The organism is Streptomyces pyxinae (genome assembly GCF_024756275.1).
In the GTDB taxonomy this organism is placed as follows: Bacteria; Actinomycetota; Actinomycetes; order Streptomycetales; family Streptomycetaceae; genus Streptomyces; species Streptomyces pyxinae.
This window is the reverse complement of record NZ_JANUGQ010000018.1, coordinates 1-26,232: the sequence shown is the minus strand read 5'-3', so window position 1 is coordinate 26,232 and position 26,232 is coordinate 1. Positions and strand designations below refer to the sequence as shown.

At 75.2% G+C, this 26,232-nt stretch carries 14 protein-coding genes, 1 tRNA gene and 1 pseudogene; 11 read left to right on the top strand and 5 right to left on the bottom strand.

Features of this window, described 5'->3' with window-relative positions:
* Positions 1-47 precede the first annotated feature (47 nt).
* The 3 genes from NX801_RS20275 (at position 48) to NX801_RS20265 (ending at position 6,613) form a co-directional block, all read left to right on the top strand.
* Complete coding sequence (locus NX801_RS20275) at positions 48-404, top strand: hypothetical protein (protein ID WP_258789321.1); 357 nt, start codon at positions 48-50, stop codon at positions 402-404.
* Positions 405-1,345: 941 nt separating this feature from the next.
* On the top strand, positions 1,346-3,187 hold the full coding sequence (locus NX801_RS20270) for a S8 family peptidase (RefSeq protein ID WP_258789216.1): 1,842 nt from the start codon (positions 1,346-1,348) through the stop codon (positions 3,185-3,187).
* A gap of 420 nt (positions 3,188-3,607) precedes the next feature.
* Positions 3,608-6,613: an AAA family ATPase gene (locus NX801_RS20265; protein WP_258789215.1), complete on the top strand. Its 3,006-nt coding sequence runs from the start codon at positions 3,608-3,610 to the stop codon at positions 6,611-6,613.
* 95 nt (positions 6,614-6,708) lie between these two features.
* On the opposite strand, the gene NX801_RS20260 is transcribed toward NX801_RS20265, so the two are convergent.
* On the bottom strand, positions 6,709-7,626 hold the full coding sequence (locus NX801_RS20260) for a S1 family peptidase (RefSeq protein WP_258789214.1): 918 nt from the start codon (positions 7,624-7,626) through the stop codon (positions 6,709-6,711).
* Positions 7,627-8,260: 634 nt separating this feature from the next.
* Between NX801_RS20260 and mmuM the strand changes: the two genes are divergently transcribed.
* Together mmuM and NX801_RS20250 are read left to right on the top strand one after the other, a co-directional pair.
* Positions 8,261-9,205, top strand: coding sequence for a homocysteine S-methyltransferase (gene mmuM, locus NX801_RS20255; protein ID WP_258789213.1), 945 nt, complete (start codon positions 8,261-8,263; stop codon positions 9,203-9,205).
* 274 nt (positions 9,206-9,479) lie between these two features.
* Complete coding sequence (locus NX801_RS20250; protein WP_258789212.1) at positions 9,480-9,740, top strand: hypothetical protein; 261 nt, start codon at positions 9,480-9,482, stop codon at positions 9,738-9,740.
* Positions 9,741-9,818: 78 nt separating this feature from the next.
* Here NX801_RS20250 and NX801_RS20245 read toward each other — a convergent pair whose 3' ends face one another.
* From NX801_RS20245 to NX801_RS20235, 3 genes are all read right to left on the bottom strand, one after another.
* On the bottom strand, positions 9,819-10,736 hold the full coding sequence (locus tag NX801_RS20245; protein WP_258789211.1) for a ribokinase: 918 nt from the start codon (positions 10,734-10,736) through the stop codon (positions 9,819-9,821).
* 121 nt (positions 10,737-10,857) lie between these two features.
* A tRNA-Leu gene (locus tag NX801_RS20240) sits at positions 10,858-10,942 on the bottom strand.
* A 208-nt stretch (positions 10,943-11,150) separates the two neighbouring features.
* Positions 11,151-12,089, bottom strand: coding sequence for a beta-ketoacyl-ACP synthase 3 (locus NX801_RS20235; RefSeq protein ID WP_258789209.1), 939 nt, complete (start codon positions 12,087-12,089; stop codon positions 11,151-11,153).
* A gap of 279 nt (positions 12,090-12,368) precedes the next feature.
* On the opposite strand from NX801_RS20235, the gene fdhD reads away from it, so the two are divergent.
* On the top strand, positions 12,369-13,262 hold the full coding sequence (gene fdhD / locus NX801_RS20230; protein WP_258789207.1) for a formate dehydrogenase accessory sulfurtransferase FdhD: 894 nt from the start codon (positions 12,369-12,371) through the stop codon (positions 13,260-13,262).
* A gap of 32 nt (positions 13,263-13,294) precedes the next feature.
* Here fdhD and NX801_RS20225 read toward each other — a convergent pair whose 3' ends face one another.
* A complete protein-coding gene (locus tag NX801_RS20225; RefSeq protein ID WP_258789206.1) occupies positions 13,295-13,696 on the bottom strand; it encodes a (2Fe-2S) ferredoxin domain-containing protein in 402 nt (133 codons plus the stop codon).
* A gap of 1,201 nt (positions 13,697-14,897) precedes the next feature.
* Here NX801_RS20225 and NX801_RS20220 point away from each other — a divergent pair.
* From NX801_RS20220 to NX801_RS20200, 5 genes and pseudogenes are all read left to right on the top strand, one after another.
* Positions 14,898-16,697, top strand: a complete 1,800-nt coding sequence (locus NX801_RS20220; protein WP_258789320.1) for an AMP-dependent synthetase/ligase — start codon at positions 14,898-14,900, stop codon at positions 16,695-16,697.
* A 250-nt stretch (positions 16,698-16,947) separates the two neighbouring features.
* Positions 16,948-17,781 carry an aldo/keto reductase gene (locus NX801_RS20215; RefSeq protein WP_258789205.1) on the top strand — a complete coding sequence of 278 codons (834 nt, stop codon included), beginning with the start codon at positions 16,948-16,950 and terminating at the stop codon, positions 17,779-17,781.
* A gap of 585 nt (positions 17,782-18,366) precedes the next feature.
* Positions 18,367-22,932 (top strand): HAMP domain-containing protein, encoded by a 4,566-nt coding sequence (locus tag NX801_RS20210; RefSeq protein ID WP_258789204.1) that lies wholly within the window; start codon positions 18,367-18,369, stop codon positions 22,930-22,932.
* 322 nt (positions 22,933-23,254) lie between these two features.
* On the top strand, positions 23,255-25,804 hold the full coding sequence (locus tag NX801_RS20205; protein WP_258789203.1) for a SpoIIE family protein phosphatase: 2,550 nt from the start codon (positions 23,255-23,257) through the stop codon (positions 25,802-25,804).
* Positions 25,805-26,049: 245 nt separating this feature from the next.
* A pseudogene (locus NX801_RS20200) lies at positions 26,050-26,232 on the top strand (RNA polymerase sigma factor SigF); the annotation flags it as partial.

The following is a 26,232-nucleotide window of genomic DNA, read 5'->3' as shown; positions in this document are numbered from 1 at the left end:
CCCCCTCCCGCCACCTCCGCCGGGAGTGGGCCACGGCCCGGGGCGAGCTGCGGCTGACGCCGCCCCCGTCACTCCCCGCGACCCTCGGTCACGACGCGGTGGGGCTGCCCGCCCGCTACGGCTTCCGGCTGATGTCCCGGCTCCCGGGCAACGGGCTGGTCTTCGCCGACCCCGAATGGTGGTGGTGGATCGTACCGGCCGGCTCCGACGCCGACCTCCGCTGGCCGCTCCCCTCCTGCTACGCCCCCGCCGGCCGCATCCCCAACCGCCGGCCCCGGCTCATCCACCGACCGGACAGCACCTCCCCGTACACCCCGCCCATCCCCCTGTACCTCCTGGTCTGCCAGCTCACCGGCAGCACCCCGGACTGGTCCCTCCCCGGCGACATCCGCTCCCGCCTCTGACCCGGCGCGCCCGCAGGACGGCCCCGCCCACGCGTGTGGGACGGCACCGGCCGAAGATGCCCGGCCACCCACCCACGGACACGGGGTGACAGCCCCGGGCGGGCCCCCAGAGGCCCAGTCACCCACGCACGGACACGCACGGACACGGGAGTGACGGCCCGGGGTGGGGGCGCCCAGGGTCGCCCCCGCAGGAGACGGTGGTCATACCCGGCCCACTCACCCCCGTAACGGTTGTTCCGCCGGCTCCGAGGAGGTGAGCCCGGAGGGGCCACGCCCCCATCCCACCGGCGGCACACCACCCGCACCGCGCACAGACCCGCGACGCCCCACCCACCAGGCGCACCGCACCACCCACCCCACAACAGCGCGGCAGCGCACGGCCCCGTGCCGCACCACGGCGGCACCTCCACCAGCGCGCACCGCACCACGGCAGCGCACCGCGCACGGACAGGCACCACCGCACCCCCACCGCGCACAGGCGCGCACCGCGTACGGAACCGCACCGCACCACCCACCGCGCGCCCCACAGCACCGCGCACCCGCACCACCCACCGCACCCCCGCCTCGTCCCCAGGGGCAGCGCGGGGAGGGGACAAGGGTTTTCCCCGTATCGGCGTCATCCAAGGTTTCCCTACTGTCTGGCGCACCGGCGGATCCCGTTTTCTGGCCATCCACTGCCAGACAGGCGCACCGCGCACGAGGCCCGCCGGGGGCGGCTCCGCGAGGAGCCGTCCGCGGGCCGGCGGCGGCGCGCACGGGCATACCCGGCCCGGGGACATCGGAGTGCCACCCCCACGGCTGCTCCGCGGTCCCGCGCCCCGCCTGCCGCGCTCCGCGCTCCACCTCGGCGTCCGTGCGCCGTGTCGCCGCTCCGGGAGTCGCCGGAGCTGCCCCGGAAAGGGAACACCTTGATCGGTTCCAGACGGAGACTCATATCCGTCGTGGCCGCCAGTGCCACGATCGTCGGCGTCGCCGCCACCTCCTCGGTGGCCCTCGCCGCGGAGGCCACCCCCCAGCCCCGCCCGGCGGCCCCGGCCGCCACCGCCACCGCCACGCCCCACCCGGCGGCCCCGGCCGCCATCGCCACCCCCGCCGGGGCGCCCGTCGACAAGGTCATCGTGACCTACAAGTCCCGTACCGCAGAGGCCACATCGAACGACGCGGCCCGCGGTGACGCCACCGAGAAGGCCGCCGAGACCGGCGAGAAGCTCACCTTCGAGCGCCGGCTGGCCGGCGGCGGCGCGCTGGTCGACCTCGGCCCGGCCACCACCGATCAGCGGTCCCTCGGCGAGGTCATGAGCGCCTTCCGGGCCGACCCGGCCGTCGCGTCGGTGGAGCCCGACATCCGCGCCTACCCGCTCGCCGTCACCCCCGACGACACCGAGTACGCCAAGCAGTGGGACCTCTTCGAGCCCACCGGCGGCATGAACGTACCGGCGGCCTGGGACAAGACCACCGGCAGCGGCGTCACGGTGGCGGTGATCGACACCGGGTACGCGGCCCACTCGGACCTGGCCGGAAACATCGTCCCCGGCTACGACTTCATCTCCAGCTCCGCCACCTCGCGCGACGGCGGCGGCCGGGACAACGACCCCAAGGACGAGGGCGACTGGACGGCCACCGACGGCGAGTGCGGCACCGACTCCAAGGCGTCCGGCTCCTCCTGGCACGGCACCCATGTGGCGGGCACCATCGCCGCGGTCACCCGGAACGCCAAGGGCGTCGCGGGCATCGCGTACGGGGCGAAGGTGCAGCCGGTCCGGGTGCTCGGCAAGTGCGGTGGCGCCTCCTCGGACATCGCGGACGCCATCACCTGGGCGTCCGGCGGCTCGGTGCCCGGCCTGGCGGCCAACCCGACCCCGGCCCGGGTCATCAACCTCAGCCTCGGCGGCCCCAGTTCGTCCTGCCCGAGCGTCTACCGCTCAGCCATCGACGGAGCCGTGTCGCGCGGCACCACCGTCGTCGTGGCGGCGGGCAACAGCAACGCCGACGCCTCGGGCTTCTCGCCCGCCAACTGCCCGAACGTGGTCACCGTGGCGTCCACCAACCGGGACGGCGCCCGCTCGTTCTACTCCAACTTCGGCTCCATCGTGGACGTGGCGGCCCCCGGCGGCGAGACCCGGCGCGCCACCGACACCCCCGGCACGGTCACCACCCCGCAGAACGGCATTCTCTCCACACTGAACTCGGGCGCCACCACCCAGGCGGCCGAGAACTACAAGCCGTACCAGGGCACTTCGATGGCCGCCCCGCACATCGCGGGCCTGGCGGCACTGCTCAAGTCCGCGAAGAACTCCCTCACCCCGGCCCAGATCGAGTCGGCCATCAAGGAGAACGCCCGGCCGCTGCCCGGCGTCTGCTCCGGCGGCTGCGGCACCGGTATCGCGGACGCGGCGAAGACGGTGGCCGCCGTGACCGGCGGCGGTACCCCGAACCCGGGTACCGCCTTCAGCAACACGGCGGACGTGACCATCGCCGACAACGCCACCGTGACCTCGCCGATCACCGTCAGCGGGATCAGCGGCAACGCTCCGGCGGCGCTCAAGGTGGACGTGGACATCAAGCACAGCTACCGGGGTGACCTGGTCCTGGACCTGGTGGCACCGGACGGCACCGCCTACCGGCTGAAGAACTCCGCCTCCGGCGACTCGGCCGACAACGTGCTCGCGTCCTACTCCGTGAACGCCTCGTCCGAGGCGGCGAACGGCACCTGGAAGCTCCGCGTCCAGGACGTGGCCGCCGGCGACACCGGCTACCTCGACTCCTGGGGCCTCACCTTCTGAGCCCTCTGGGCCCTCTGGACCCTCTGAGTCCTCTGAGTCCTCTGAGTCCTCTGAGTCCTCTGAGTCCTCTGAGCCTTCCGAGCCGCGCCCCCGGCCCCGGCCCCGGTTCCGAGCCTCGTTCCCGGCCCCGGCCCCGGTCAGGTCCCGGCCCCGGCCGGGTTCCCGGAGTCCTTCCCCACCCCGGGAACCCGGCCCGCTTCTCCGAGGGGCGTACCGGCGGCACCCCGCCCACCGGTACGCCCCTCCGGCGTTCCCGCCCCGCCCCGGGGCCCCGGCTCCCTCGCCCCCACCGGCCCCGCGTCCCACATTCCGGACAGCACACCTGGACTCCGGTGGCCGAGTTCGTATCCTCTGCTGGCGAGCACACATTTCGGCGAGGCGCGGACCGGCGCCGACGCCAGGGGCCGGAGGGGGTGGCGGATGAGGTCGGCGCCGTACCGAGCCACGCGGTCCCCGGCCGGCGAGTCCGCCGCGCGGCCCGCTCCGATCGGCCGTTCGGAGCTGCTCCAGCGGCTGGAAACCGTCCTCCGCAACCGGGGCCGGGCGCTGCTCACCGGGGCGCCCGGAGTGGGCAAGACCGAGGTGGCCGGAGCGCTGGCCGACCGGGCCGTCTCACGCGGCGAGACGGTGCTGCGGCTGGCTCCGCAGCCCGCCGACCGGGAGATGACCGGCGCCGCCGCCGCGGCACTGGTCGCCTCGGTGCCACCCGGGGCGCTGGCGGGACTGCCGGGGCCCCAGCGGGCGGCCGTGGCGGTGCTCTGCCGGGAGGCCGCCGCTCCGGCGGACGGCTGGGACCCGGTGGCCCTGCGGCTCGGCGTCGCCCGCGTCCTTCGCACCCTGGCCGAGCGCGGGCCGGTGCTGCTGGTGGTCGACGACGCCCAGCGGATCGACCCGGTCAGCGCCGACCTGCTGCGCTTCGCGCTGCACCTGGCCCCGCCCGCGCTACGGGTCGTGGCGGTGGAGACCCCGGCACCGTACGGCCCCGAGAACGCGGCGCCCGAGCCGCGGCAGCACCCGGACCCGCCGGAGTACCCGGGAGCCTCCGGGCGCCCCGGGGCCGCCGCCTGCCCGGAGGGGCCCCCGGCCACCGCGGGGCCCCCGAACCCCCCGCGCGTCCCTGGCCCGGCCGACGGTCCTGGGGCCACCCCGGCCGAGATCCCGCCGTACGGCGCCGCCGGGGCCCCGCTCACCCTCTGGGTGGCGTCGGAGGCCGATGTGCTCCTGGTGCCGCCGCTCCAGGCCGACGAGATCGCCGAGCTGCTGGTGCACCACCGGCTGCCGTCCCGGATGGCCGGCCGCATCCACCGGGCGAGCGGCGGCAACGCCCGGCTCGCCCTGGCGGTCGGCCGGTCGCTGGCCGACTCCCGGACCCCCGTGCACCACGCCGACGCGCTGCCGCTCTCCGGCCGGGCGAGGGACGTGGCCCGCCGGATGCTGGCCGTCGCCTCACCCGCCGTACGGTCCACCCTGCTGCTCGCCGCCCTGGCGCTGCGCCCGACCGCCACCCTGATCCGCCGGGCCGGGCGGCCGCTGGCCGAGGCCGAGCTGGCGGCGGCCGAGCGGGCCGGGCTCGTCTCGCTCACCGAGGACGGCACGGTCGCCTTCACGGCCGGACTGCTGCCGTCCACGCTGGTCCACGACACCAGCTGGGCCGACCGCGGCCGGGGCCACGCCGCGCTCGCCGGGGTGGTGGACGACCCGGTGGAGGCGGTCCGCCACCGGGCGCTCGCCACCGACGTACCGGACGGCGAGCTGGCCGCGCGGGTGGCGGAGGCGGCCGACACCGCCCGGCGGCGCGGCAACAGCGCGCTCGCCGCCGAACTGGCCCTGCTCGCGGCCGAGACCACCCCGGCCGGGCAGGCCCCCAGGCGGCTGGCCCGGCTGGTGGACGCCGCCGAGGAGGCGGCCAGAGCCGCCCGCGCCGACCTCGCGCTGCGGGCCGCCGGCGAACTGCTGGCCCGGGAGGCGGCGCCCGCCGACCGGGTCCGGGTGCGGCTGGCGGTGCTGGACACGGCGGGCCAGGGGCTCACCGATCTGGACGAGCTGTTCGTGCACGCCACCGAGGACTCGGCGGACGATCCGGGGCTGCGCGCCGGGGTGCTGCTCCGGCTCATCTTCAAGCACATGCTGGCCGACGGTGACCCGGTACGGGCCAGGGCCGCCGCCGTCACCGCCGCCGCCCTGGCCCGCTCGGTGGACGACCGGCACACCGCCGCCGCCGCGCTCACCCAGCAGGCCCGGATCGACCGGGCGCTGGGCTCGCCGGAGGCCGAGCGGACCCTGGCCGAGGCCCGGGAGCTGGAGATGGCCGGCCGGCCGCTGGGGGTGCGCAACTCGGCCCAGATCCTGACCATCCGGCACGCCCTCTTCGACGACCGGCTCACCGAGGCCAGGTCCCAGGCGCACGCCCTGCTGCCGCTGGTGGAGCGGCGCGGACCGGTGGAGGACGCCATCGAGCTGTTGCACACGCTCGCCGCCGTGGAGGCCCGGCTCGGGCAGTGCGCGGCCGCCCTGGCCCATGCCCACCGGTCGCTGGCGCTCACCCTGGAGGCGGGGCTCTCACCGGGGCCCGCCTGGTACACCCTGGCGCTGGCCGAGACGGCGGGCGGCAGCTTCGCCCGGGCGGCCGGCTATGCCCGGCGCAGCGTCCGCGCCTCGGAGGAGGAGGGCGACCATGTCTTCCTCTCCCGCAGCCTCTACGCGCTGGGGCGGGTGCAGCTGATCACCGGCGATGTGACCGGGGCCCTGGAGTCACTGCGCCGGACCCGCGACAACGAGGCCGCCCAGAGCGTGGTCGATCCCTCGATGCTCCGCTGGCACGAGGAGCTGGCCGAGGCTTTGGCCGGGGCGGACGCGGTGGACGAGGCCCGGGCGCTGCTGGCCGATCTGGGCCCGGTCGCCGAGCGATTGGGGCGTACGACGGTGCTGCTGGGCGCCGACCGGGTGTACGCGCTCTGCCTGGCGGCGGGCGGCAAGGCCGACGAGGCGGCCGCGCTGCTCGCGGAGACGGCGGACCGTTTCGGCGGGCACGGCCTGGTGCTGGAACAGGGCCGCTGCCTGATCGCGCTGGCCCGGGTGGAGCGCCGCCGCCGCCGGCGGTCGGCCGCTCACCAGGCGCTCCAGACGGCGGCCGCGCTCCTGGAACGGGCCGGTGCCGTGCCCTGGCTGGCCCTGACCGCCGAGAACCCGGCCGGCTCCGTCCCGGCCCCGGCGCCCGGCGACGCCCTCGCCCGGCTCACCGAGGCCGAACTGCATCTGGCCCGGCTGGTCGGGGAGGGCGCCAGCAACCAGGAGGCGGCGGCCCGGCTGTATCTGAGCGTGAAGACGGTCGAGGCCCGGCTGACCCGGATCTACCAGAAGCTCGACGTCCGCTCCCGCGCCCAGCTCGCCGCGGCGCTCTCCGCCACCCCGCCCCTCCCCCGCTGAACCCCGCGAGCCGGCGGCCGCACACGGCGGACCGCCGGCCCGGACGGCAGCGAGCGAGCGAAGAGGAAACGAACGGCCCCGGAGGAGCCGCCCGCCTAGAAGACGCTCACCCCGTAGGCGCTGAGCGCCTCGGTCACCGGCTGGAAGAAGGTCGTACCGCCGGAGGAGCAGTTGCCGCTGCCGCCCGAGGTGAGTCCGAGCGCCGTGCTGCCCGCGAAGAGGGAGCCGCCGCTGTCGCCGGGCTCGGCGCAGACGGTGGTCTGGATCAGGCCGTACACCACGTCCCCGCCGCCGTAGTTGACGGTGGCGTTGAGCGCGGTGACCCGCCCGCTGCGCACGCCGGTGGTGCTGCCGCTGCGCTGGACGGTCTGCCCGACGCTCGGGGTCCCGGCCGAGGTGATGTCCTGGTAGCTGCCGTTGTAGAGATAGACCCGGCCGTCCGCCGCCGAGGCATTGGCGTGCCGGATGATGCCGTAGTCGTTGTTGGGGAAGCTGGAACCGGTGCGGTTGCCGAGCAGCGTGGTGTTGCTGGAGTTGGTGTACCAGGTGCTGCCGCTGTTGGTGCAGTGCCCGGCCGTCAGGGCGTAGTACGTGCTGCCGCTGCGGACGTTGAAGCCGAGCGAGCAGCGGGCGCCGCCGGTGTAGATGGCCTGGCCGCCGGCGATGAGCTTGCGGAGGGTACCGGGGGTGCGCTTGATCTCCAGGGCGCCGGCGCGGCTGCCGGCGGCCTCCTTGATCCGGCCGAGTTCGGCGGCCGTGACCGTGGAGTCGGCGGTGACGACGAGCTTCCCGGAGGCGGCGTCGGTGTACCAGGCGGTGCCCGGCACATCGGCGGTCCGGACGGCGTCGCTCACCTGGGCGAGTTGCGCGGTGGTGGCCCGGACGCCGGCGGTGGGCGCGGCGGCGGCGCCGGGACTCGCGAGCGCGGCGGTGGCGAGGAGGGCCCCGGCGACGGCGGTCAGCCGGGCGCCTCTCGCGAGTCCGCCGGGGCGGGCGATGCGCGTGATCTTCACTACGTCCTCCGTGGGGGGATCCGGGGCCCGCTGGGTGGACGGGCCCGACAGCGTTGTCGGACGGACGGCGGACGGCACCGCGGAGCGAGGTGCCCGCCATGAGCCTGACAAGGTGGAGTAATAGGAATCGTGGGCTCCGGTCCGCCCGGCGACAAGGTGGCCTTTCGGCCGCTCCCACGCGCCCCGCGCACACTACCGGCGCCGCCCGCGCGCACGGCGTCCGGCGCCCCGCCACGAGGAGCCGCCGCCCGGCGCCCCTCCGGCCGCACCCCGCATCGCGCCCCCGGTGTCCGGCCCGGCCCGGCCGCGCACCCCGGCCGGGCCGGACAACCGGAAGCACCCCCACCGTTCGTACTGTTCAGCGCGGACCGCGCACCGGCCCCGGCGGAACGCACGGCCCCGTCCCCGGCCGCCGCCCGGTCCGGCTGACCGGCCGCCGCGCCACCCCCGCGTCCGCCCCGGCACCAGGACGCGCCCGCCCCCGCCGACCCGGGCCCGGGCCGGGTGCGAGAAGCCGGGCCACGCCTCCCCCGGGCGCGGGCCAAATGCACCGGAACAGACCGTTCGCCCCGCGGGCACCGTGTCCGAATAGGCCCCACCCCGGTCCGGCCCGCCCCGGACTACCGTCGGCCCCATGGCCCCCCGCACTCCCACCCCGCGCCCCGCCCCTCACCCCTCCCTCCCGGAAGCGCTCGCCGCCGGCTCCGGCGTCGTCCTGGACGGCGGGCTCTCCAACCAGCTCCAGGCGGCGGGGCAGGATCTGAGCGGCGCCCTCTGGTCGGCCCGGCTGCTGGCCGAGGAACCGGAGGCGCTGGTGGCGGCGCACCTCGCCTACTACCTGGCCGGGGCACAGGTGGCGACCACCGCCTCCTACCAGGCCACCCTGGCGGGGTTCGTCCGGCACGGCGTGCCGCGCGACCGGGCCGGCGCGCTCTTCGGCCGGAGTGTGGAACTCGCCCGGGAGGCCGCCCGCCGGGCCCGGGCGAGCGGTGTCACCCGGCCGCTCTGGGTCGCCGCCTCCGCCGGGCCGTACGGGGCGATGCTGGCCGACGGCTCGGAGTACCGGGGCCGGTACGGGCTGGGCGCCGGGGAGCTGGAACGGTTCCACCGCCCCCGGCTCGAAGCGCTGGCCGCCGCCGGGCCCGACGTGCTGGCGCTGGAGACCGTGCCGGACGCGGACGAGGGCCGGGCCCTGGTCCGGGCGGTGCGCGGGCTCGGGGTCCCGGCCTGGCTGTCGTACAGCGTGGCCGGCGACCGCACGCGGGCGGGGCAGCCGCTGACGGAGGCGTTCGCGGTGGCGGCGGAGTCGGCGGAGATCATCGCCGTCGGGGTGAACTGCTGCGCCCCGGAGGACGCCGGGCCCGCCGTGGAGACGGCCGCCCGGGTGACGGGCAAACCGGTCGTGGTGTACCCGAACAGCGGGGAGACCTGGGACGCGACGGCCCGAGGCTGGCGCGGTCCCGCCACCTTCTCCGCCGACCCGGTGACCGGCTGGCGGGAGGCCGGCGCCCGGCTGATCGGCGGCTGCTGCCGGGTCGGACCCGCCGCCGTCACCGAACTGGCCGCCCACCTCGGCTGACCGGCCCGGCGCACGCCCCCGGCCGCCACGTCCCCCACGCGCCCGGCGCGCGGCGGCGCGCCCGCCGGAAGAACCTCACCCCGAGCGCCGGCGCGGGCGCCCCGCATCAGGAACGCGTACGGCGCCAGGCGAACTGATCCGCCCGGCCGCCAGCTCCGCTCGATGGAGTGGGCTTGGCCGGGTCCCGCGCGGCGCCCCCGCCGTCCCGGGAACGCCTCCTCCGACAGCGCCCGGACGGACCGGGCGGCGCGTCAACCCGAGTTCGGAGGATCAGATGATCAAGAAGGCCCTCGCCGGCGCGGCCCTCGTCGTCGCCGCCATGGCTCTCGGCACCCCGTCCGCCATGGCCAATGGCAACGACAACGACCACCGCGGCGGCCGGGACGACCGCGATCACCGCTACTGCGACGTCTGCAACAGCTTCAGCGCGACCGAGTGGTTCAAGGGCGGCTTCATCGAGCTGGAGTCGGCCGGCGGCTCGGAGATCTCCGGCGGCAACATCTCGGGCGGCCGCCAGGTCGAAGGCCGCTGGTAACGGCCCCCCCGCCCCGGACGGGGCCCGGTTCCGCGTCCCCGTACGCACGGACCCGGGCCCCGTCCCCGTACGCGTCCCTCAGAGCGCGACGGCCCGCTCGGCCGTCGGATACGACTCCTGGGCACCCCGGGCGGTGACCGCGGCGGCGCCCACCCGGACGGCGAAGCCGGTGGCGCCAGCGAGGTCGTCGCCCCGGCCCAGGCGCCAGGCGAGGGCGGCGGTGAAGGCATCCCCGGCCCCGGTGGTGTCCACCGCCGTCACCGCCGGGCTCGCCACCCGCACCGGCTCCCCGGTACGGCCGTCCGCCGCCAGCGCGCCCGCCGCGCCGAGCGTGATCACCACCGAGCGCGGCCCGAGCCCCAGCAGCCCCCGCGCCCACTCCTCCGGCGTCCCGCCCGCCGCGTCCCCGAGGATGAACCGGGCCTCGTGCTCATTGACCACCAGCGGATCGCAGGCGGCCAGCACCCGGTCCGGCAGCGGCGCGGGCGGCGACGGGTTCAGCACCAGCCGCGCGTCCGGCGGGAGGGCGTCCACCAGCGCGGCGACCGTGTCGAGCGGGATCTCCAGCTGCGTCGAGACGACCCGTGCCCGGGCGAGCAGCGGTCCGGCGGCGGCGATGTCACCGGGGGACAGCCGCGCGTTGGCGCCGGGCGAGACGACGATGCTGTTGTCACCCGAGGGGTCCACCGTGATGACGGCGACCCCGGTCGGCGCCCCGCCCACCAGCACTCCGGCCGTGTCGACCCCGGCCGCCCGCAGCGAGTCCAGCAGCAGCCGCCCGTGCGCGTCCTCCCCGACCCGGCCCACCAGCCCCGTGCGCGCCCCCAGCCGGGCCGCCGCGACCGCCTGGTTGGCCCCCTTCCCGCCCGGGTGCGTCGCGAGATCCGACCCCAGCACCGTCTCCCCGGCCCCGGGCCGCCGCTCCACCCCGATCACCAGATCGGCATTGGCCGACCCGACGACCAGCACGTCGTACGGCTCACTCTCCCGCGTCACGGCCACCTCCACGGCTCGCACTCACTCCTCGCCCCATGATCCCCGGGGCGGCCGCCCCGGCCCCTTGGGCCCCTCTCCGGAAAAGCAGAAAGACCCCAGATCGACTGGGGTCTTTCGCCGGTGTCCGAGGGGGGACTTGAACCCCCACGCCCGATAAAGGGCACTAGCACCTCAAGCTAGCGCGTCTGCCATTCCGCCACCCGGACAAGGTGTCTGTCGCTCCGGGGTGTTCCCCGCGGCGACATCGACAACTCTACCAGGGGTCGGAGGCGGCTCACGACCACGTTTGCCGTGGTCAGGTGGGTCGGCGGCGGGGAATCGGGGTGGCGCGGCGGAGGGTGCCGGCGGGGGTACGGAGCGTCACCGGGACGCCGGGGCGGGGTGCCGGGCCGGACGCCGTGGCGGGGTGCCGGGTCAGGGGACGCGGACGACCTGGCCGGCGTAGGAGAGGTTGCCGCCGAAGCCGAAGAGCAGGGCGGGGGCGCCGGAGGGGACCTCGCCGCGCTCGACCAGTTTGGCGAGGGCCATCGGGATGGAGGCGGCCGAGGTGTTGCCGGAGTCCACGACGTCGCGGGCGATCACGGCGTTGACGGCACCGATCCGGCGAGCGACCGGCTCGATGATCCGCAGGTTGGCCTGATGCAGCACGACCGCGCCCAGCTCCTCGGGGGTCACTCCGGCCCGTTCGCAGACGGCGCGGGCGATGGGCGGCAGCTGGGTGGTGGCCCAGCGGTAGACGGCCTGGCCCTCCTGGGCGAACCTCGGCGGGGTGCCCTCGATGCGGACGGCGTGGCCCATCTCGGGAACGGAGCCCCAGAGCACCGGGCCAATCGCCGCCTCGGGGGCCGCCTCCACCACGGCGGCGCCCGCGCCGTCGCCGACCAGGACACAGGTGGTGCGGTCGGTCCAGTCGGTGATCTCGGTCATCTTGTCGGCGCCGATCACCAGGGCCCGGCGGGCGGCGCCGGCCCGCACCGCGTGGTCGGCGGTGGCCAGCGCGTGGGTGAAGCCCGCGCAGACCACATTGAGGTCCATGGTGGCCGGGGCGCCCATGGCGAGCCGGGCGGCGACCCGGGCGGCGGTGTTGGGCGAACGGTCGATGGCGGTGGAGGTGGCGACCAGCACCAGGTCGATGTCGGCGGGGGTCAGCCCGGCGGCGGCCAGCGCCTTGGCGCCCGCGTGGGCGGCGAGCTCGTCCACCGGCTCGTCCGGGCCCGCCACGTGGCGGGTGCGGATGCCCACCCGGCTGGTGATCCACTCGTCGCTGGTGTCGACGAGATCCTCCAGATCGGCGTTGGTGAGCACCTTGGCGGGCTGGTAGTGCCCGAGCGCGGCGATACGAGTGCCCGTCATGCCCAGGGACCCCCTTGCTTTTCGTTCGTCGTGCGGAAGCTCACCAGTCTCGTCAGCGACCGGCGGGTAACCAGGCAGGTGACCCGACAGGATTCCTGGCCTCCGCTTGGAGAAACCGCCTCATGGGCGGACGGGACACGGGGCCGGGGCGGGGAGGGGGAGCGGTAGGAGGCCAGGGGGACGGTACGCGGCGGGGCGCGGGACCGGTGCGCGACAATGTGACGGTCGGTTCGTACGGGTACTCCGGGCGCAGCACCGGGAGAAGCGGGGTCGGAAGTCATGGGACGGGTCACCGAACGCCGCCGGGTGCTCCGGATCCGGGACGGGGCCGTGTCCGCCAGGCCGGACACCCTGGTCGCGGAGGAGCCGCTGGAGATCCGGCTCGACGGCAGGCCGCTGGCGATCACCATGCGCACCCCCGGGGACGACTTCGCGCTGGCGGTGGGCTTCCTGGTCAGCGAGGGCGTGCTGGGCGCCGCCGAGGACGTACGGAACGTCGTCTACTGCGCGGGCGCCGCCGAGGACGGCTCCAACACCTACAACGTGGTGGACGTCCGGCTGGCGCCCGGCGTCCCGGTGCCGGACATCACGCTGGAGCGGAACGTCTACACCACCTCCTCGTGCGGGCTGTGCGGCAAGGCGAGCCTGGACGCGGTGCGCACCACCACCCGCTTCCCGCTCGCCGGGGCCCCGGACTTCCGGGTCGCGCCGGCGCTGCTGGCGGAGCTGCCGGACCGGCTCCGCGCGGCGCAGCGGGTCTTCGACCGGACCGGCGGGCTGCACGCGGCGGCGCTGTTCTCGCCGGACGGCGAACTGCTGGACGTACGGGAGGACGTGGGCCGGCACAACGCGGTGGACAAACTGGTCGGCCGGGCCCTGCGGGAGGGGCGGCTGCCGCTGGGGCGGACCGTCCTGCTGGTCTCCGGCCGGGCCTCGTTCGAGCTGGCGCAGAAGGCGGTGATGGCCGGCATCCCGTTCCTGGCGGCCGTCTCGGCACCGTCCTCGCTCGCCGTGGACCTGGCGGCCAAGACCGGGATGACCCTGGTCGGCTTTCTGCGCGGGCCGCACATGAACGTGTACGCGGGCGAGGAGCGGCTCGCCCTGGACGAGGCGGCGGATCCGGGGCCGGGCCGGGGGTACGCCCCCGCCGGGGACGCGTCCGCGCCCCGCTGAGGCACCGACTCCCCGGGGAGGTGCCGGGGCGGCTACCGCCGGGCGGCGTCCCGGCCGGGGGGATCGATGAACTGGAGCGCCAGGCCGGCCGGGGGCTCGGCGACACCGGGGCCGCCCGCGTCCACCCAGGCGAGGATCTCGTCCAGGCTGTCGTCGTCCAGGGTGAAGCCGACCCAGGCGGCCCGGGCCCCGCGCCGGCGGGCCTCGCCGGAGGGCTGGACGACCACCACATTGGCCTGGCCGCAGGGACCGAGGCAGTCGCTGGTCCGGACGGTCAGCCGGCCACCGGAGGCGGCGGCCGCGGCGCGCAGCCGGTCGAGCTGGCCGGCGTGGTCGGTGCCCGGGTGCTTGCGGGCGTCGCCGCAGCAGCAGCCCCGGCAGACGACCAGGGAGCAGGGGCGGGACGCGCCGGGGCGTATCCAGGAGCGCGTCACGGGGCCGGATCCGGGTCGGGCGTGATCCCGGCGGCCGGTACGCCTCCGCCGGGGCGCCGGAGCGGAGGCCGCGCGGCCGGGGGCCCCGGCGGGCCGGTACGGGCAAGGGCGGCGGCGGGAGTGGCGGGTGCGGGCATGGAAGCACCGTAGCGGCCCCGGTGATCACGACCGCCGGGCGGGGCAGGTCCCCGATCCCACCCGGGCCTCCGGAACCGGGGTCCGAGCCTCCGGGACCGGGGCCCGGACCGCCGGAATCAGGTGCCCGGCCCTGGAGGACCGGGGGCCCGGGCCGCCTGAACCAGGGACCGGACCTGCGGGCAGGCACCAGGTGCCCGGACCCGCCGGGCCACCCACCCGAGCTTCGGGAGCCGGGCGCCCGGACCCGCCGGAGCCAGGGGCCTGAACCGCCACAAACGGGTCCCGGGCCTCCGAAGACCAGGTCCCGGACCTGCGGGCAAGTGCCATGGGCCCGGATCCGCCGGAACCAGGTGCCCGGGCCTCCGGAGACCAGGTGCCGGACCCGTGGGCAGGCACCGGGCGCCCGGGCCCTCGGAAACCGGGGCCCGCCGCGTCCCGAGGCCACGTATCCGGGCCGGTTGAGAACAGGGGCCCGGGCCCACGGAAACGAGCCGCCCGGACCGCCGGATGCCGGACCCGGGCCCGCCGGAGCCGGAACTCGACCCCCGGGGCCGGATGCCGGGCACGGGCATCGCGCGGGCCGCCCGGCTGCCGGAGCCCGGTCCCCGGACCGGCGGGAGCCGGGCCCGGTCCGGCCGGAGACAGGAGCCGGGGCCCCGGAACCAGAAGCCCGGCCCACGCCCCGGGTCCCCTGGGAACGAGGAGGCCGGCCCGCCGGGGCCACGCACCCGCGCCTGGGAGGAGCCGGGCGCCCCGGCCCGCCGGATTCCCGGCCAAGCACCCGCGCCCCCCGGGGGGGGGAGCCGGACGCCCCGACCGGCGGCCGGGCGGTGGGTGGGGCGTACGGATTCTGTGGAGATTTGCCGGGCCGCTACTTACCCATGGGTCAGTAATTTCGGCCGGTCCGCCCGGCCGGACCAGGAATGCGGGTGTGACCTGTGGGGATGCACCGGCCACCGGTCCACCCGAACCCCCTCCCCGCGGGCCCCCGTCTGGGGTACGGTCACTCCCCGCTGTGAGAGCGCCACGAGGAGCACCATTGCGCGAGTCCACTGTGCCGCCCCTGCCGACGGCTCCCCCGGTCGGCGGGCTGGCCGACGCGGTGTTCGAGCACGCCCGGACCGAGCCGCACCGGGCGGCGCTGAGCCGCAAGGACGCGGCGGGGCGATGGCGGGAGGTGACCTCGCTGGAGTTCCGTGACGAGGTACTGGCACTGGCCCGGGGGCTGCTGGCGGAGGGCGTCCGGTTCGGCGACCGGGTGGCGCTGATGGCGCGTACCCGCTACGAGTGGACGCTCTTCGACTTCGCGCTGTGGACGGTCGGGGCGCAGTCGGTGCCCGTCTACCCGACCTCCTCCGCCGACCAGGTGCACTGGATGCTGCACGACGCCGGGGTGACGGCGTGCGTGGTGGAGCACGAGGACCACGCCATGACGGTCGGGTCGGTGGTCGACCGGCTGCCCCGGCTGCAGCGGCTCTGGCAGCTGGACGCCGGGGCGGTGGCCGCGCTGGTGGCGGCGGGCGAGCGGGTGGACGAGGAGGTGGTGCACCGGCACCGGCGGGCGGTGACCCCGGAGTCGGTGGCGACCGTCATCTACACCTCGGGGACGACCGGCCGGCCCAAGGGGTGCGTCCTCACCCACGGCCACTTCATGTTCGAGGCGGACACCCTGGTCGGCCGGTGGCAGGAGGTCTTCGGCGCCCGGCCGGGCGAGGAGGCGTCCACTCTGCTCTTTCTGCCGCTGGCGCACGTCTTCGGGCGGATGGTGGAGGTCGCGGCGGTACGGAGACGGGTCCGGCTCGGCCATCAGCCGGCGCTCACGGCGAGCGCCCTGCTGCCGGACCTGGCGTCCTTCCGCCCGACCTTCGTGCTCGCCGTGCCGCACGTCTTCGAGAAGCTCTACGCGGCCGCCCGGCGCCGGGCGGAGACCGAGGGCCGGGCGGCCCCGTTCGACCGGGCCGTGGAGGTGGCGGTGGCGTACGCCGAGGCGCAGGAGCACAAGGCGTTCGGCCTGGGCCCCGGCCCCTCGGCGGCGCTCCGGCTCCAGCACCAGTTCTTCGAGAAGGTGGTGTACGCCAAGGTCAGGGAGGCGCTGGGCGGGCGGGTGCGGCACGCCATGTCGGGCGGCTCCGCGATGAGCCGCCGGCTCGGGCTGTTCTTCGCGGGAGCCGGGGTGACCGTGTACGAGGGGTACGGCCTGACCGAGTCGGCGTCGGCCGCCACCGCCAATCCGCCCGGCCGGGTCAAGTACGGCACGGTCGGCCCGCCCGTACCGGGCACCTCGGTACGGATCGCGGAGGACGGCGAGGTGTGGCTCCGCGGCCCCCATGTCTTCTCCGGATATCTGGGCGACCCGGAGGCCACCGCCGCCGTGCTGCGGGACGGCGCGCTGGCCACCGGGGACCTGGGATCGCTCGACGCGGACGGCTATCTGACGATCACCGGCCGGAAGAAGGAGATCCTGGTGACGTCGAGCGGCAAGAGCGTGTCGCCGATGGCCCTGGAGGAGCGGGTCTGCGCCCATCCGCTGGTGGCCCAGTGCCTGGTGGTCGGCAACGACCGGCCCTTCGTCGCCGCGCTGGTGACGGTCGATCCGGAGGCGGTGGCGCACTGGCTGGCGCTCCGGGACCGGCCGGAGCCGCCACCCGCCGAGCTGGTGCGCGACCCGGAGCTGGAGGCGGAGATCCGGCGGGCGGTGGTCTCCGCCAACACGGCGGTGTCGCAGGCCGAGTCGATCCGTACGTTCCGGATCCTGGCCCGGCCGTTCAGCGAGGAGCACGGGCTGCTCACGCCGTCGCTGAAGCTGAAGCGGCGGGCGATCGAGGCGGCGTACGCCCGCGAGATAGCGGCGCTGTACCGCTGAGGCCCGCCCCCCGGCCCCCGCCGTTCCGGACCGCACCGCCGCCGTTCCGGGCCGCGCCACCGCCGTTCCCGCGCCGGGCCGCCGTCTCCCCGGCACGGCGCCGCTTCTCCGTCTCGTCACCGCTCCTCCGGCACGTCGGGGGCCGGGACCGCCCGGCCGGAGGCGTCTCCGCGTGGCGGGAACAACCCGCCCGCCGTGATCGTTGACGCTGGGCGTACCAACCGGAAGACGACGTTAGGAACGACCTCTCGTGAGCAAGGTCCCCTCCATCAGCCTCAACAACGGCGTCAGCATGCCGCAGCTCGGTTTCGGCGTCTGGCAGGTCCCGGACGACGAGGCGGCGAAGGCGGTGGGCACGGCGCTGGACGCCGGGTACCGCAGCATCGACACGGCTGCGATCTATGAGAACGAGAAGGGCACCGGCCAGGCCATCGCCGCCTCCGGGATCGCCCGCGAGGAGCTGTTCGTCACCACCAAGCTGTGGAACACGGACCAGGGGTACGACTCCACGCTCCGCGCCTTCGACGCCTCGCTCGACCGGCTCGGCCTCGACTATGTGGACCTGTACCTGATCCACTGGCCGATGCCGTCCAAGGGCACGTTCACCGACACCTACAAGGCGTTCGAGAAGATCCAGGCGGACGGCCGCGCCAAGGCCATCGGTGTCTCCAACTTCCTGCCCGAGCACCTGGAGCAGCTGCTCGGCGAGACCTCGGTGGTGCCCGCGGTCAACCAGATCGAGCTGCACCCGCAGCTCCAGCAGGCCGAGTCCCGCGCCTTCCACGCCCGGCACGGCATCGCCACCGAGGCGTGGTCGCCGCTGGGGCAGGGCAAGGGCCTGCTGGAGGTACCGACCATCGTGGCGATCTCCCAGAAGTACGGGAAGACCCCGGCGCAGGTGGTGCTCCGCTGGCACCTCCAGCTGGGCAATGTGGTCATCCCCAAGTCGGTGACGCCCTCGCGCATCCAGGAGAACATCGACGTCTTCGGCTTCACGCTGGACGACGACGACCTGGCCGCGCTCGCCGCGCTGGACGAGGCCAAGCGCCTCGGCCCCGACCCGGCGGAGTTCGAGGTCGTCTGACCGTCGCCCGGCTGTAGGACGGCCGTCACCCGGATGTCGCCCGGCCAAGGGGCACGGACGGCCGGGCCCGGGCCCGACGGCGGTCCGGTCGCCCGGGTCCGGAAGGCCGGACCGATCGCTCCGGACCGATCGTCCCGGTCCGGCATCCCGAACCGATCGTCCCGGGTCCGGCCGTCCCGGCGGCGCGGTCGCGTCCGGTGGCCATGCCGCTCGCCGTACGCGGTGCCCCCGCCGACGCCGACAGGCCGCGCCGGCGGGGGCGTCGTAGCCGCTCCGGGGCGGATGGCCGTATCCCCTTTCTCCGGGCTCCCGGGGCCTGCTCTCCCGGCGCGCGCGCCGTGTCCCCTCCCGGGGGCGCGCGGAGCGCCCGGAGGCGCGGACCGGCGCGCTCCGGCGGGTGGTGGCAGGACGGGGGCGGGGCCGGCGGCCCTTTGTGGGGGTCCCGGGTTCTGGGCTAGCCTTTGACGAATTTGCCGTCCGGTGGGGCGGCGGATCGCAGCACCGGGGGACAACGGCCCGGTCGCCCGGAGGGGCGGCGGGGCACCGTACGACCCTCTCGTGCGCCCGATTCTGAGTGAGGTTGGCATGGCTGACACGACCGGTACGCGTACGGCGCCGGCGAGAGGCACCGCGCGCGGCGCCGGTGGCGTCGGTGAGCCGGAGCTGCGGCAGCTGCTGGCCGGGCTGACGGCGGTACGGGACGGCGACTTCGGCACCCGGCTGCCGGACGACGCCGACGGGCTGATGGGCGAGATCGCCACCGTCTTCAATGGCATGATCGACCAGCTCTCGCTGTTCACCTCCGAGGTGACCCGGGTCTCCCGCGAGGTGGGCACGGAGGGCACGCTCGGCGGGCAGGCGGTGGTCCCGGGCGTCTCGGGGACCTGGGCCGACCTCACCGACTCCGTCAACGCGATGGCGGGCAATCTGACCACTCAGGTGCGGGACATCGCCCAGGTGGCCACGGCGGTCGCCAAGGGCGACCTGTCGCAGAAGATCGACGTGGACGCGCGCGGCGAGATCCTGGAGCTGAAGGAGACCGTCAACACGATGGTCGACCAGCTCTCCTCGTTCGCGGACGAGGTCACCCGGATGGCTCGGGAGGTCGGCAGCGAGGGCCGGCTCGGCGGCCAGGCCGAGGTGCCGGGCGTCGGCGGGGTCTGGCGGGATCTCACCGATTCGGTGAACTTCATGGCCGGCAACCTCACCAACCAGGTGCGCAACATCGCGCAGGTGACCACCGCCGTCGCCAAGGGCGACCTGTCGCAGAAGATCACGGTGGACGCCCGGGGCGAGATCCTGGAGCTCAAGAACACCATCAACACCATGGTCGACCAGCTCTCCGCCTTCGCGGACGAGGTCACCCGGATGGCCCGCGAGGTGGGCACCGAGGGCATCCTCGGCGGGCAGGCGGACGTCAAGGGCGTCTCCGGCACCTGGCGGGACCTCACCGACTCGGTGAACTTCATGGCCGGCAACCTCACCAACCAGGTGCGCTCCATCGCCCAGGTGGCCACGGCGGTGGCGCAGGGCGACCTCTCGCAGAAGATCAACGTCACCGCGCGCGGCGAGATCCTGGAGCTCAAGAACACCATCAACACGATGGTCGACCAGCTCTCCGCCTTCGCGGACGAGGTCACCCGGGTGGCCCGGGAGGTCGGCACCGAGGGCCGGCTCGGCGGGCAGGCGGACGTCAAGGGCGTCTCCGGCACCTGGAAGGCGCTGACCGAGTCGGTCAATGTGATGGCGGACAACCTCACCGCCCAGGTGCGCTCCATCGCGGAGGTGACCACCGCGGTCGCCCAGGGCGATCTGTCGCAGAAGATCCGGGTGGACGCGCGCGGCGAGATCCTGGAGCTGAAGGAGACCATCAACACGATGGTCGACCAGCTCTCCGCCTTCGCGGACGAGGTCACCCGGGTGGCCCGCGAGGTGGGGACCGAGGGCAATCTCGGCGGCCAGGCGACCGTGCGCGGGGTCTCCGGCACCTGGAAGGACCTCACCGACAATGTGAACGTCATGGCGTCCAAGCTGACCAGCCAGGTGCGTTCGATCGCCCAGGTGGCCACCGCCGTGGCGCGCGGCGATCTGTCACAGAAGATCACCGTCGAGGCGAAGGGCGAGGTGGCGGCGCTCGCCGACGTCATCAACACGATGGTGGACACCCTCTCCGCGTTCGCGGACGAGGTGACGCGCGTCGCCCGCGAGGTGGGCACCGAGGGCATCCTCGGCGGCCAGGCCCGGGTGCCCAATGTGGCCGGCACCTGGAAGGACCTCACCGACAACGTCAACTCGATGGCGAACAACCTCACCGGTCAGGTGCGGAACATCGCCCTGGTCACCACCGCCGTCGCCAACGGTGACCTGTCGAAGAAGATCGACGTGGACGCCCGGGGCGAGATCCTGGAGCTGAAGACCACCATCAACACCATGGTCGACCAGCTCTCCTCGTTCGCCGCCGAGGTGACGCGCGTCGCCCGGGAGGTGGGCAGCGAGGGCCGGCTCGGCGGGCAGGCCGAGGTCGAGGGCGTCTCCGGCATGTGGAAGCGGCTCACCGAGAACGTCAACGAGCTGGCCGGGAACCTCACGCGTCAGGTGCGGGCCATCGCGGAGGTCACCAGCGCCGTGGCGGAGGGCGACCTGACCCGGTCGATCACCGTGGACGCCTCCGGCGAGGTGGCGGAGCTCAAGGACAACATCAACTCCATGGTGGGCTCGCTGCGCGAGACGACCCGGGCCAACCAGGAGCAGGACTGGCTGAAGACCAATCTGGCCCGGTTCTCCAGCCTGATGCAGGGCCACCGGGACCTCTCCGTGGTGGCGGCGAACATCATGGACGAGCTGACGCCGCTGGTGAACGCCCAGTACGGCGCCTTCTACCTGGCCGAGGAGAGCGACGCCGGCACCGAGCTGACCCTGGTCGGCGCCTACGGGCGGCCGGCCGGCTCCCCGGAGACGGCCCGCTTCCGGCTGGGCGAGTCCATGGTGGGCCAGGCCGCGCTGAGCCGCCGGGTCATCGCCGCCGAGGACGTGCCGGGCGACTATGTGGCGCTCTCCTCGGGCCTCGGCCGCAGCGCCCCCGGCAGCCTGGTGGTGCTGCCCATCATGGTCGAGGACCAGGTGCTCGGCGTGATCGAGCTGGCCTCGTTCAGCGCCTTCACCGCGCTCCACCGGGACTTTCTGGAGCGGCTGATGGGCACCGTGGGCGTCAATGTCAGCACCATCACCGCCAACGCCCGCACCGATGAGCTGCTGGGCGAGTCCCAGCGGCTGGCCGCCGAGCTCCAGGCCCGCTCCGGCGAACTCCAGGTGCGCCAGGAGGAGTTGCAGCTCTCCAACGCCGAGCTGGAGGAGAAGGCCGCGCTGCTGGCCGCGCAGAACAGCGACATCGAGGCGAAGAACCTGGAGATCGAGCAGGCCCGGGGCGAGCTGGAGGCACGCGCCCAGCAGCTGGCGCTGGCCTCGAAGTATAAGTCGGAGTTCCTGGCCAATATGAGCCATGAGCTGCGCACCCCGCTCAACAGCCTGCTGATCCTGGCCCAGTTGCTCGCCCAGAACCCGAGCCGCAACCTCACCCCCAAGCAGGTGGAGTACGCGGGCATCATCCACTCGGCCGGCTCCGATCTGCTCCAGCTGATCAACGACATCCTCGATCTGTCGAAGGTCGAGGCGGGCAAGATGGACCTCAATCTGGAGCGGGTGCCGCTGCGCCGGCTGCTGGAGTACGTGGAGGCCACCTTCCAGCCGCTGACCACCCAGAAGAGTCTGAGCTTCGCCATCACCACCGCGCCGGGCGCCCCGGTGGACCTGCTCACCGACGACGCCCGGCTGCGGCAGATCCTGCGCAATCTGCTCTCCAACGCGGTGAAGTTCACCGAGAACGGCGGCGTGGAGCTGCGGATCGAGCCCGCCCAGGACCGGGAGCTGCCGCCGACCCTGCGCGGCACCGGCCCGGCGGTGGTCTTCCGGGTCAAGGACTCCGGCATCGGCATCGCGGAACAGCACCTGGAGGCGATCTTCGGCGCCTTCCAGCAGGCGGACGGCACCACCAGCCGCAAGTACGGCGGCACCGGCCTCGGGCTGTCGATCAGCCGGGAGATCGCCTATCTGCTGGGGGGCGCGGTCACCGCCGAGAGCACCCCGGGCAAGGGCAGCGTCTTCAGCCTCTATCTCCCGGTGCGCCACCGGGAGTTCGACGAGCACACCACTCCCCCGCCGGCCGACCAGGCCACCGCCGAGCTGCCCCCGGCGGAGCGCCGGCCCACCCCGCCCGGCGCCCGTCCGGTGCCCCGCGGCCGCCGACTGCTGGTGGTCGAGGAGCGTCCGCGCGGGCTGATGTCCCTGGTGGCCGAGAGCGCGGTGGCCGAGCTCGCGGACAGCGGGGACGCCACCGGCTCCCGGGGCGCGGTGGAGGTGATCGGCGTCGTCGGCGCCCAGGAGGCGGCCGGCGCGCTGGCCGCGGACGCCTGCCACTGCGTGGTGCTCGATCTGGACATGGCCGACGGCGAGGCGCTGCGCTTCCTGTCCGACCTGGCCGGTGACGCGGCGCTGGCCAATGTGCCGGTGCTGGCCCACAACAGCCGCCGGATGAGCGCCGAGCACGAGCGCGCGCTGGTGGCACACGCCCGGAACCGGCCGCTGGAGCTGCTGTCCAGCCTGGACGAGCTGCGCGAGCGGGTCGCCCTGCACCTGTCGGCCGAGCAGCCCGGCGACGTCCTGCCGCTGATGCGGTCCGAGGAGCCGGACCAGCTCTCCGCCCAGGACGCGGACGCGGCGCTGGCCGGGCGTACCGTCCTGGTGGTCGACGACGACGCCCGCAACCTCTTCGCGCTCAGCGGCATCCTGGAGATGCACGGGATCAAGGTGCTGCACGCGGAGAACGGCCGGAAGGCCATCGACGCGCTGGGCGGGCATCCGGAGATCGATCTGATCCTGATGGACGTGATGATGCCGGAGATGGACGGGTACGCCGCCACCGCGGAGATCCGGGGGATGCCGGCCCACTCCGGGCTGCCGATCGTCGCCGTCACGGCCAAGGCGATGCCGGGCGACCGGGAGAAGTGCCTGGCCGCCGGCGCCAGCGACTATGTGACCAAGCCGCTGGACGCCAACGATCTGATCGCCTGTGTGCGGCGGTGGCTGACCCCGTGACCCCCCGCACCGCCGTCGCCCGGCCGGGCGCCCCGGGACCGGGACCGGGGCCGGAAGCGCGACCGGGCCGTCCGGCCGCCGGCCGGCCGAGCCCCCGCCGCCGTCCGGCGGGCGGCTGCCGTCCCGGGGGCGGCCTCCGGCCGGCCGGCTCCGCGCGCCCGCCCACCCCACGGGACCGTCCGGCGGACTCCGCCCGCCCGCCCACCCCACCGGGCCGTCCGGCGGGCGGTGCCTGCCCGCCCGCTCCGCCCGGCCGCCGGGCGGACGGTCTCCGGCCGGCCTCCCCCTCCCCCTCTCCGTCGCACCGAGGAGCAGCAGCACGGTGAAGACTCCGCAGCTCCCCGACGAGCCGGCCCCGGAGCCGGTGGCCACGGCGCCCACCGGTGCCCACGTCCCGGGACCGGCCGGCGATCCCCGGCCGGTGGGACCCGGCACCGGGACGTCCTCGACCGGGGCCGGGGAGCCGGCGGCCGTACCGTCCGGCGGCACGTCGGCGGCCGGGGAGCCGGCGGAGGTGCGGGTCACCTCGGTCGGGCGGCTGGCGGCCACCGTCGAGCGGCTCCGCCGGGAGGTCCGGGCGGCGCACGCGGCGGCGGACGGCCGGGCGCTGATCGAACTGGCCAAGGGCGTGCTGGTGGAACGGCTCCGCTGCGGTCCGGCCGAGGCCGGCCGGCAACTGGCGGACCTGGCCGAGCAGGCGGGGGTCTCCCGGCTGGAGCTGGCCGCCGACATCATCAACCGCACGGCCCGCGACCGGCTCTCGGAGGCGGCGAGCGAATTCGTCTCGGCCACCGATCCGGCCGGTGACGACGCCGCCGACGAGGCCGCCGACGAGGCCGCCGCCGCGGTACGGCTGCGCACGGCGGAGAGCGGCGCGCTGGCGGCCGGCGACACCCAGGCGGTGGCCCAGTCCCTGCTGGAGCACGCGCTGGCCCCGCTGGGTGCCACCGCCGTCGCCATCTGGGCGGCCGGTCCGGACGCCTCCCTCACCCTGGCCGGGCACGCCGGCTTCCCGGCCGAGGAGGCGACCCGCTGGCGGTATGTGCCGCCGGGCGTGGCGACGGTGGCCCGGCGGGCGCTCACCGAGCGGCGCGCCGTGCGGTACACCTCGCTCGCGGAGCCGGGGGTGCCGTCCATCGGTGCCGCCGCCGTGCCCGAGGGCGGCCGGGTGGCCGTCCCCGCGGGCACCGGGGGCCGCATCCTGGGCGTCCTGGAGATGTGCTGGCCCGAGCCGCTGGCGCCGCAGCCGCCGCAGATCGAGCGGCAGATCGAGGCCCTGGCGGAGCTGTGCGCCCACACTCTGGAGGCCGGGCCCGCGGTGCTCCCGGCCGCCGCCGGACCGGCCGATGCCGTCCAGCGGGACGTGGCGGAACTGGTGGACCTCGCGGACGGGCTGCACGACCCGGCCCTGGTGCTGCTGCCGCAGCTGGACCGGTCCGGTCAGCTCACCGACTTCCGGATCCACCATGTCAACGGGCACTTCATCGACCCGGCGGGCCGGGCGCGCGGGGCGATCGGCGGTGCGCTGTTCCTGGAGGCGTACCCGATGGCCGCCGGGAAGAGCGAGCTGTTCGAGACGATCGAACGGGTCTACGCGACCGGAGAGCCGTTCCGGGCCCGGCGGATGACCCTGACGGCGCTGGTCGACCAGGTCGCGCTGGAGGCGGTCGCGGACATCAGCGCCAGCCGGCAGGGCGGCGCGGTGCTGCTGATCTGGCGCACCGAGGACGAGTCGGGCCGGCTCGCCAGCCTGCTCCAGCACGCCCAGCGGCTGGGCCGGATCGGTGGTTTCGAGGAGCACGCCGTCACCGGGCAGATCACCTGGAACGAGCAGATGCATCTGCTGCACGGGCTGCCGCCGACCGCGGCGCCCGTCCCGCTGGAGCGGCTGCCGGCCCATGCCCACCCGGACGACGCGGTGGCGATCAACCGGTTCCTGCGCACGCTGTTCCAGCACCGCCGGGCCGCGTCCACGGCGTTCCGGCTGATGCGGCCGGACGGGGTGACCCGGCATGTCCGGGTGATCGCCGAGCCGGTGCTCGACGCGGACTCCCGGCTGCTGAAGGTGCGGGGCGCCTATCAGGACATCTCGGCCCAGCACTGGACCGAGGTGGCGCTCGCCGCGACCCGGGACCGGCTGGCCCACACCGAGCAGGAGGCGGCGGAGCGCAACCGGCTCACCCTCCAGCTCCAGCACGCCATCATGCCGCCGGCACGCGGTCCGCTGGACGCCCCCGGACTGCGGGTCGGGGTGCGCTACCGCCCGGCGGGCGAGGAGCAGTTGGTGGGCGGCGACTGGTACGACGCCTTCGTGCTGCCGTCCAAGCGGGTGCTGGTCTGTGTGGGCGATGTGGCGGGCCATGGCATCGAGGCCGCCACCAGCATGATCGTCCTGCGGAACGCGCTGCGCGGCCTCGCCGTCACCGGGGCGGGCCCGGCCCAGCTGCTGAGCTGGCTCAACATCGTGGCCCACCATCTGACGGAGCGGGTCACCGCCACCGCCGTCTGCGGGCTCTACGACCCGGAGCGCCGGGTGCTCCGCTGGGCCCGGGCCGGCCATCTGCCGCCGGTCCTGGTGAGCGGCGGCCGCACCGACACGCTGCCGCTCATCCGGGGGATACTGCTCGGCGCCCTGCCGGAGGCGGAGTACGAGGAGGCCGAGGCCCAGCTGTCGGCGGGCGACACCCTGCTGATGTACACCGACGGGCTGGTGGAGCGGAGGGACTCCTCGCTCCAGGACTCGCTGACCCATCTGCTGGGCACCGCGGGCGAGTCGACGGCCTCCCTGGAACAGCGCCTCGACCGGCTGCTGGCGCACAGCAGGGCGGACACCGACGACGACACCTGTGTGGTGGGGCTGCAGGTCGAGTGACCGCGTACGGGCGCGGGACCGGGCCACCGGTGACCGGGTCCCGCACTCCGTGACGGCCGGGCGGAAGCCGCGCGGAACCCGGGTGGAAATTCGTACGCATGAGACGCGTGGCTCCGGGTAGGCGGCGGTCACGGGCTCGTCGGGGGACGAGAAGGATGCCCTTGTTGAATGGGGAGGGACGCGACATGACGACGGCGACGACGGACACGGTGGTGACCGTGCTTGCGGAGACCGGGACGGCGGACATGGGCGTGGCCCTGCCCGAGGTGGCCGACCCGCGCTCGCTGGCGCCGAAGGACGCGCGAGAGCTGAGCAAGCTGTTCTTCCAGCAGCTCGCGGTCGTGGAGGAGGGCACCCACGCGTACGCGTACGCCCGCAACACGCTGATCGAGATGAACATGTCCCTGGTGCGGTACGCCGCCAAGCGG

Bases quoted from the DNA above. Each gene is read 5' to 3' on its own strand.
- NX801_RS20265 (WP_258789215.1), top strand. From the start codon at position 3,608: ATGAGGTCGGCGCCGTACCGAGCCACGCGGTCCCCGGCCGGCGAGTCC.
- mmuM (WP_258789213.1), top strand. From the start codon at position 8,261: ATGGCCCCCCGCACTCCCACCCCGCGCCCCGCCCCTCACCCCTCCCTC.
- NX801_RS20250 (WP_258789212.1), top strand. From the start codon at position 9,480: ATGATCAAGAAGGCCCTCGCCGGCGCGGCCCTCGTCGTCGCCGCCATG.
- NX801_RS20235 (WP_258789209.1), bottom strand. From the start codon at position 12,089: ATGACGGGCACTCGTATCGCCGCGCTCGGGCACTACCAGCCCGCCAAG.
- fdhD (WP_258789207.1), top strand. From the start codon at position 12,369: ATGGGACGGGTCACCGAACGCCGCCGGGTGCTCCGGATCCGGGACGGG.
- NX801_RS20210 (WP_258789204.1), top strand. From the start codon at position 18,367: ATGGCTGACACGACCGGTACGCGTACGGCGCCGGCGAGAGGCACCGCG.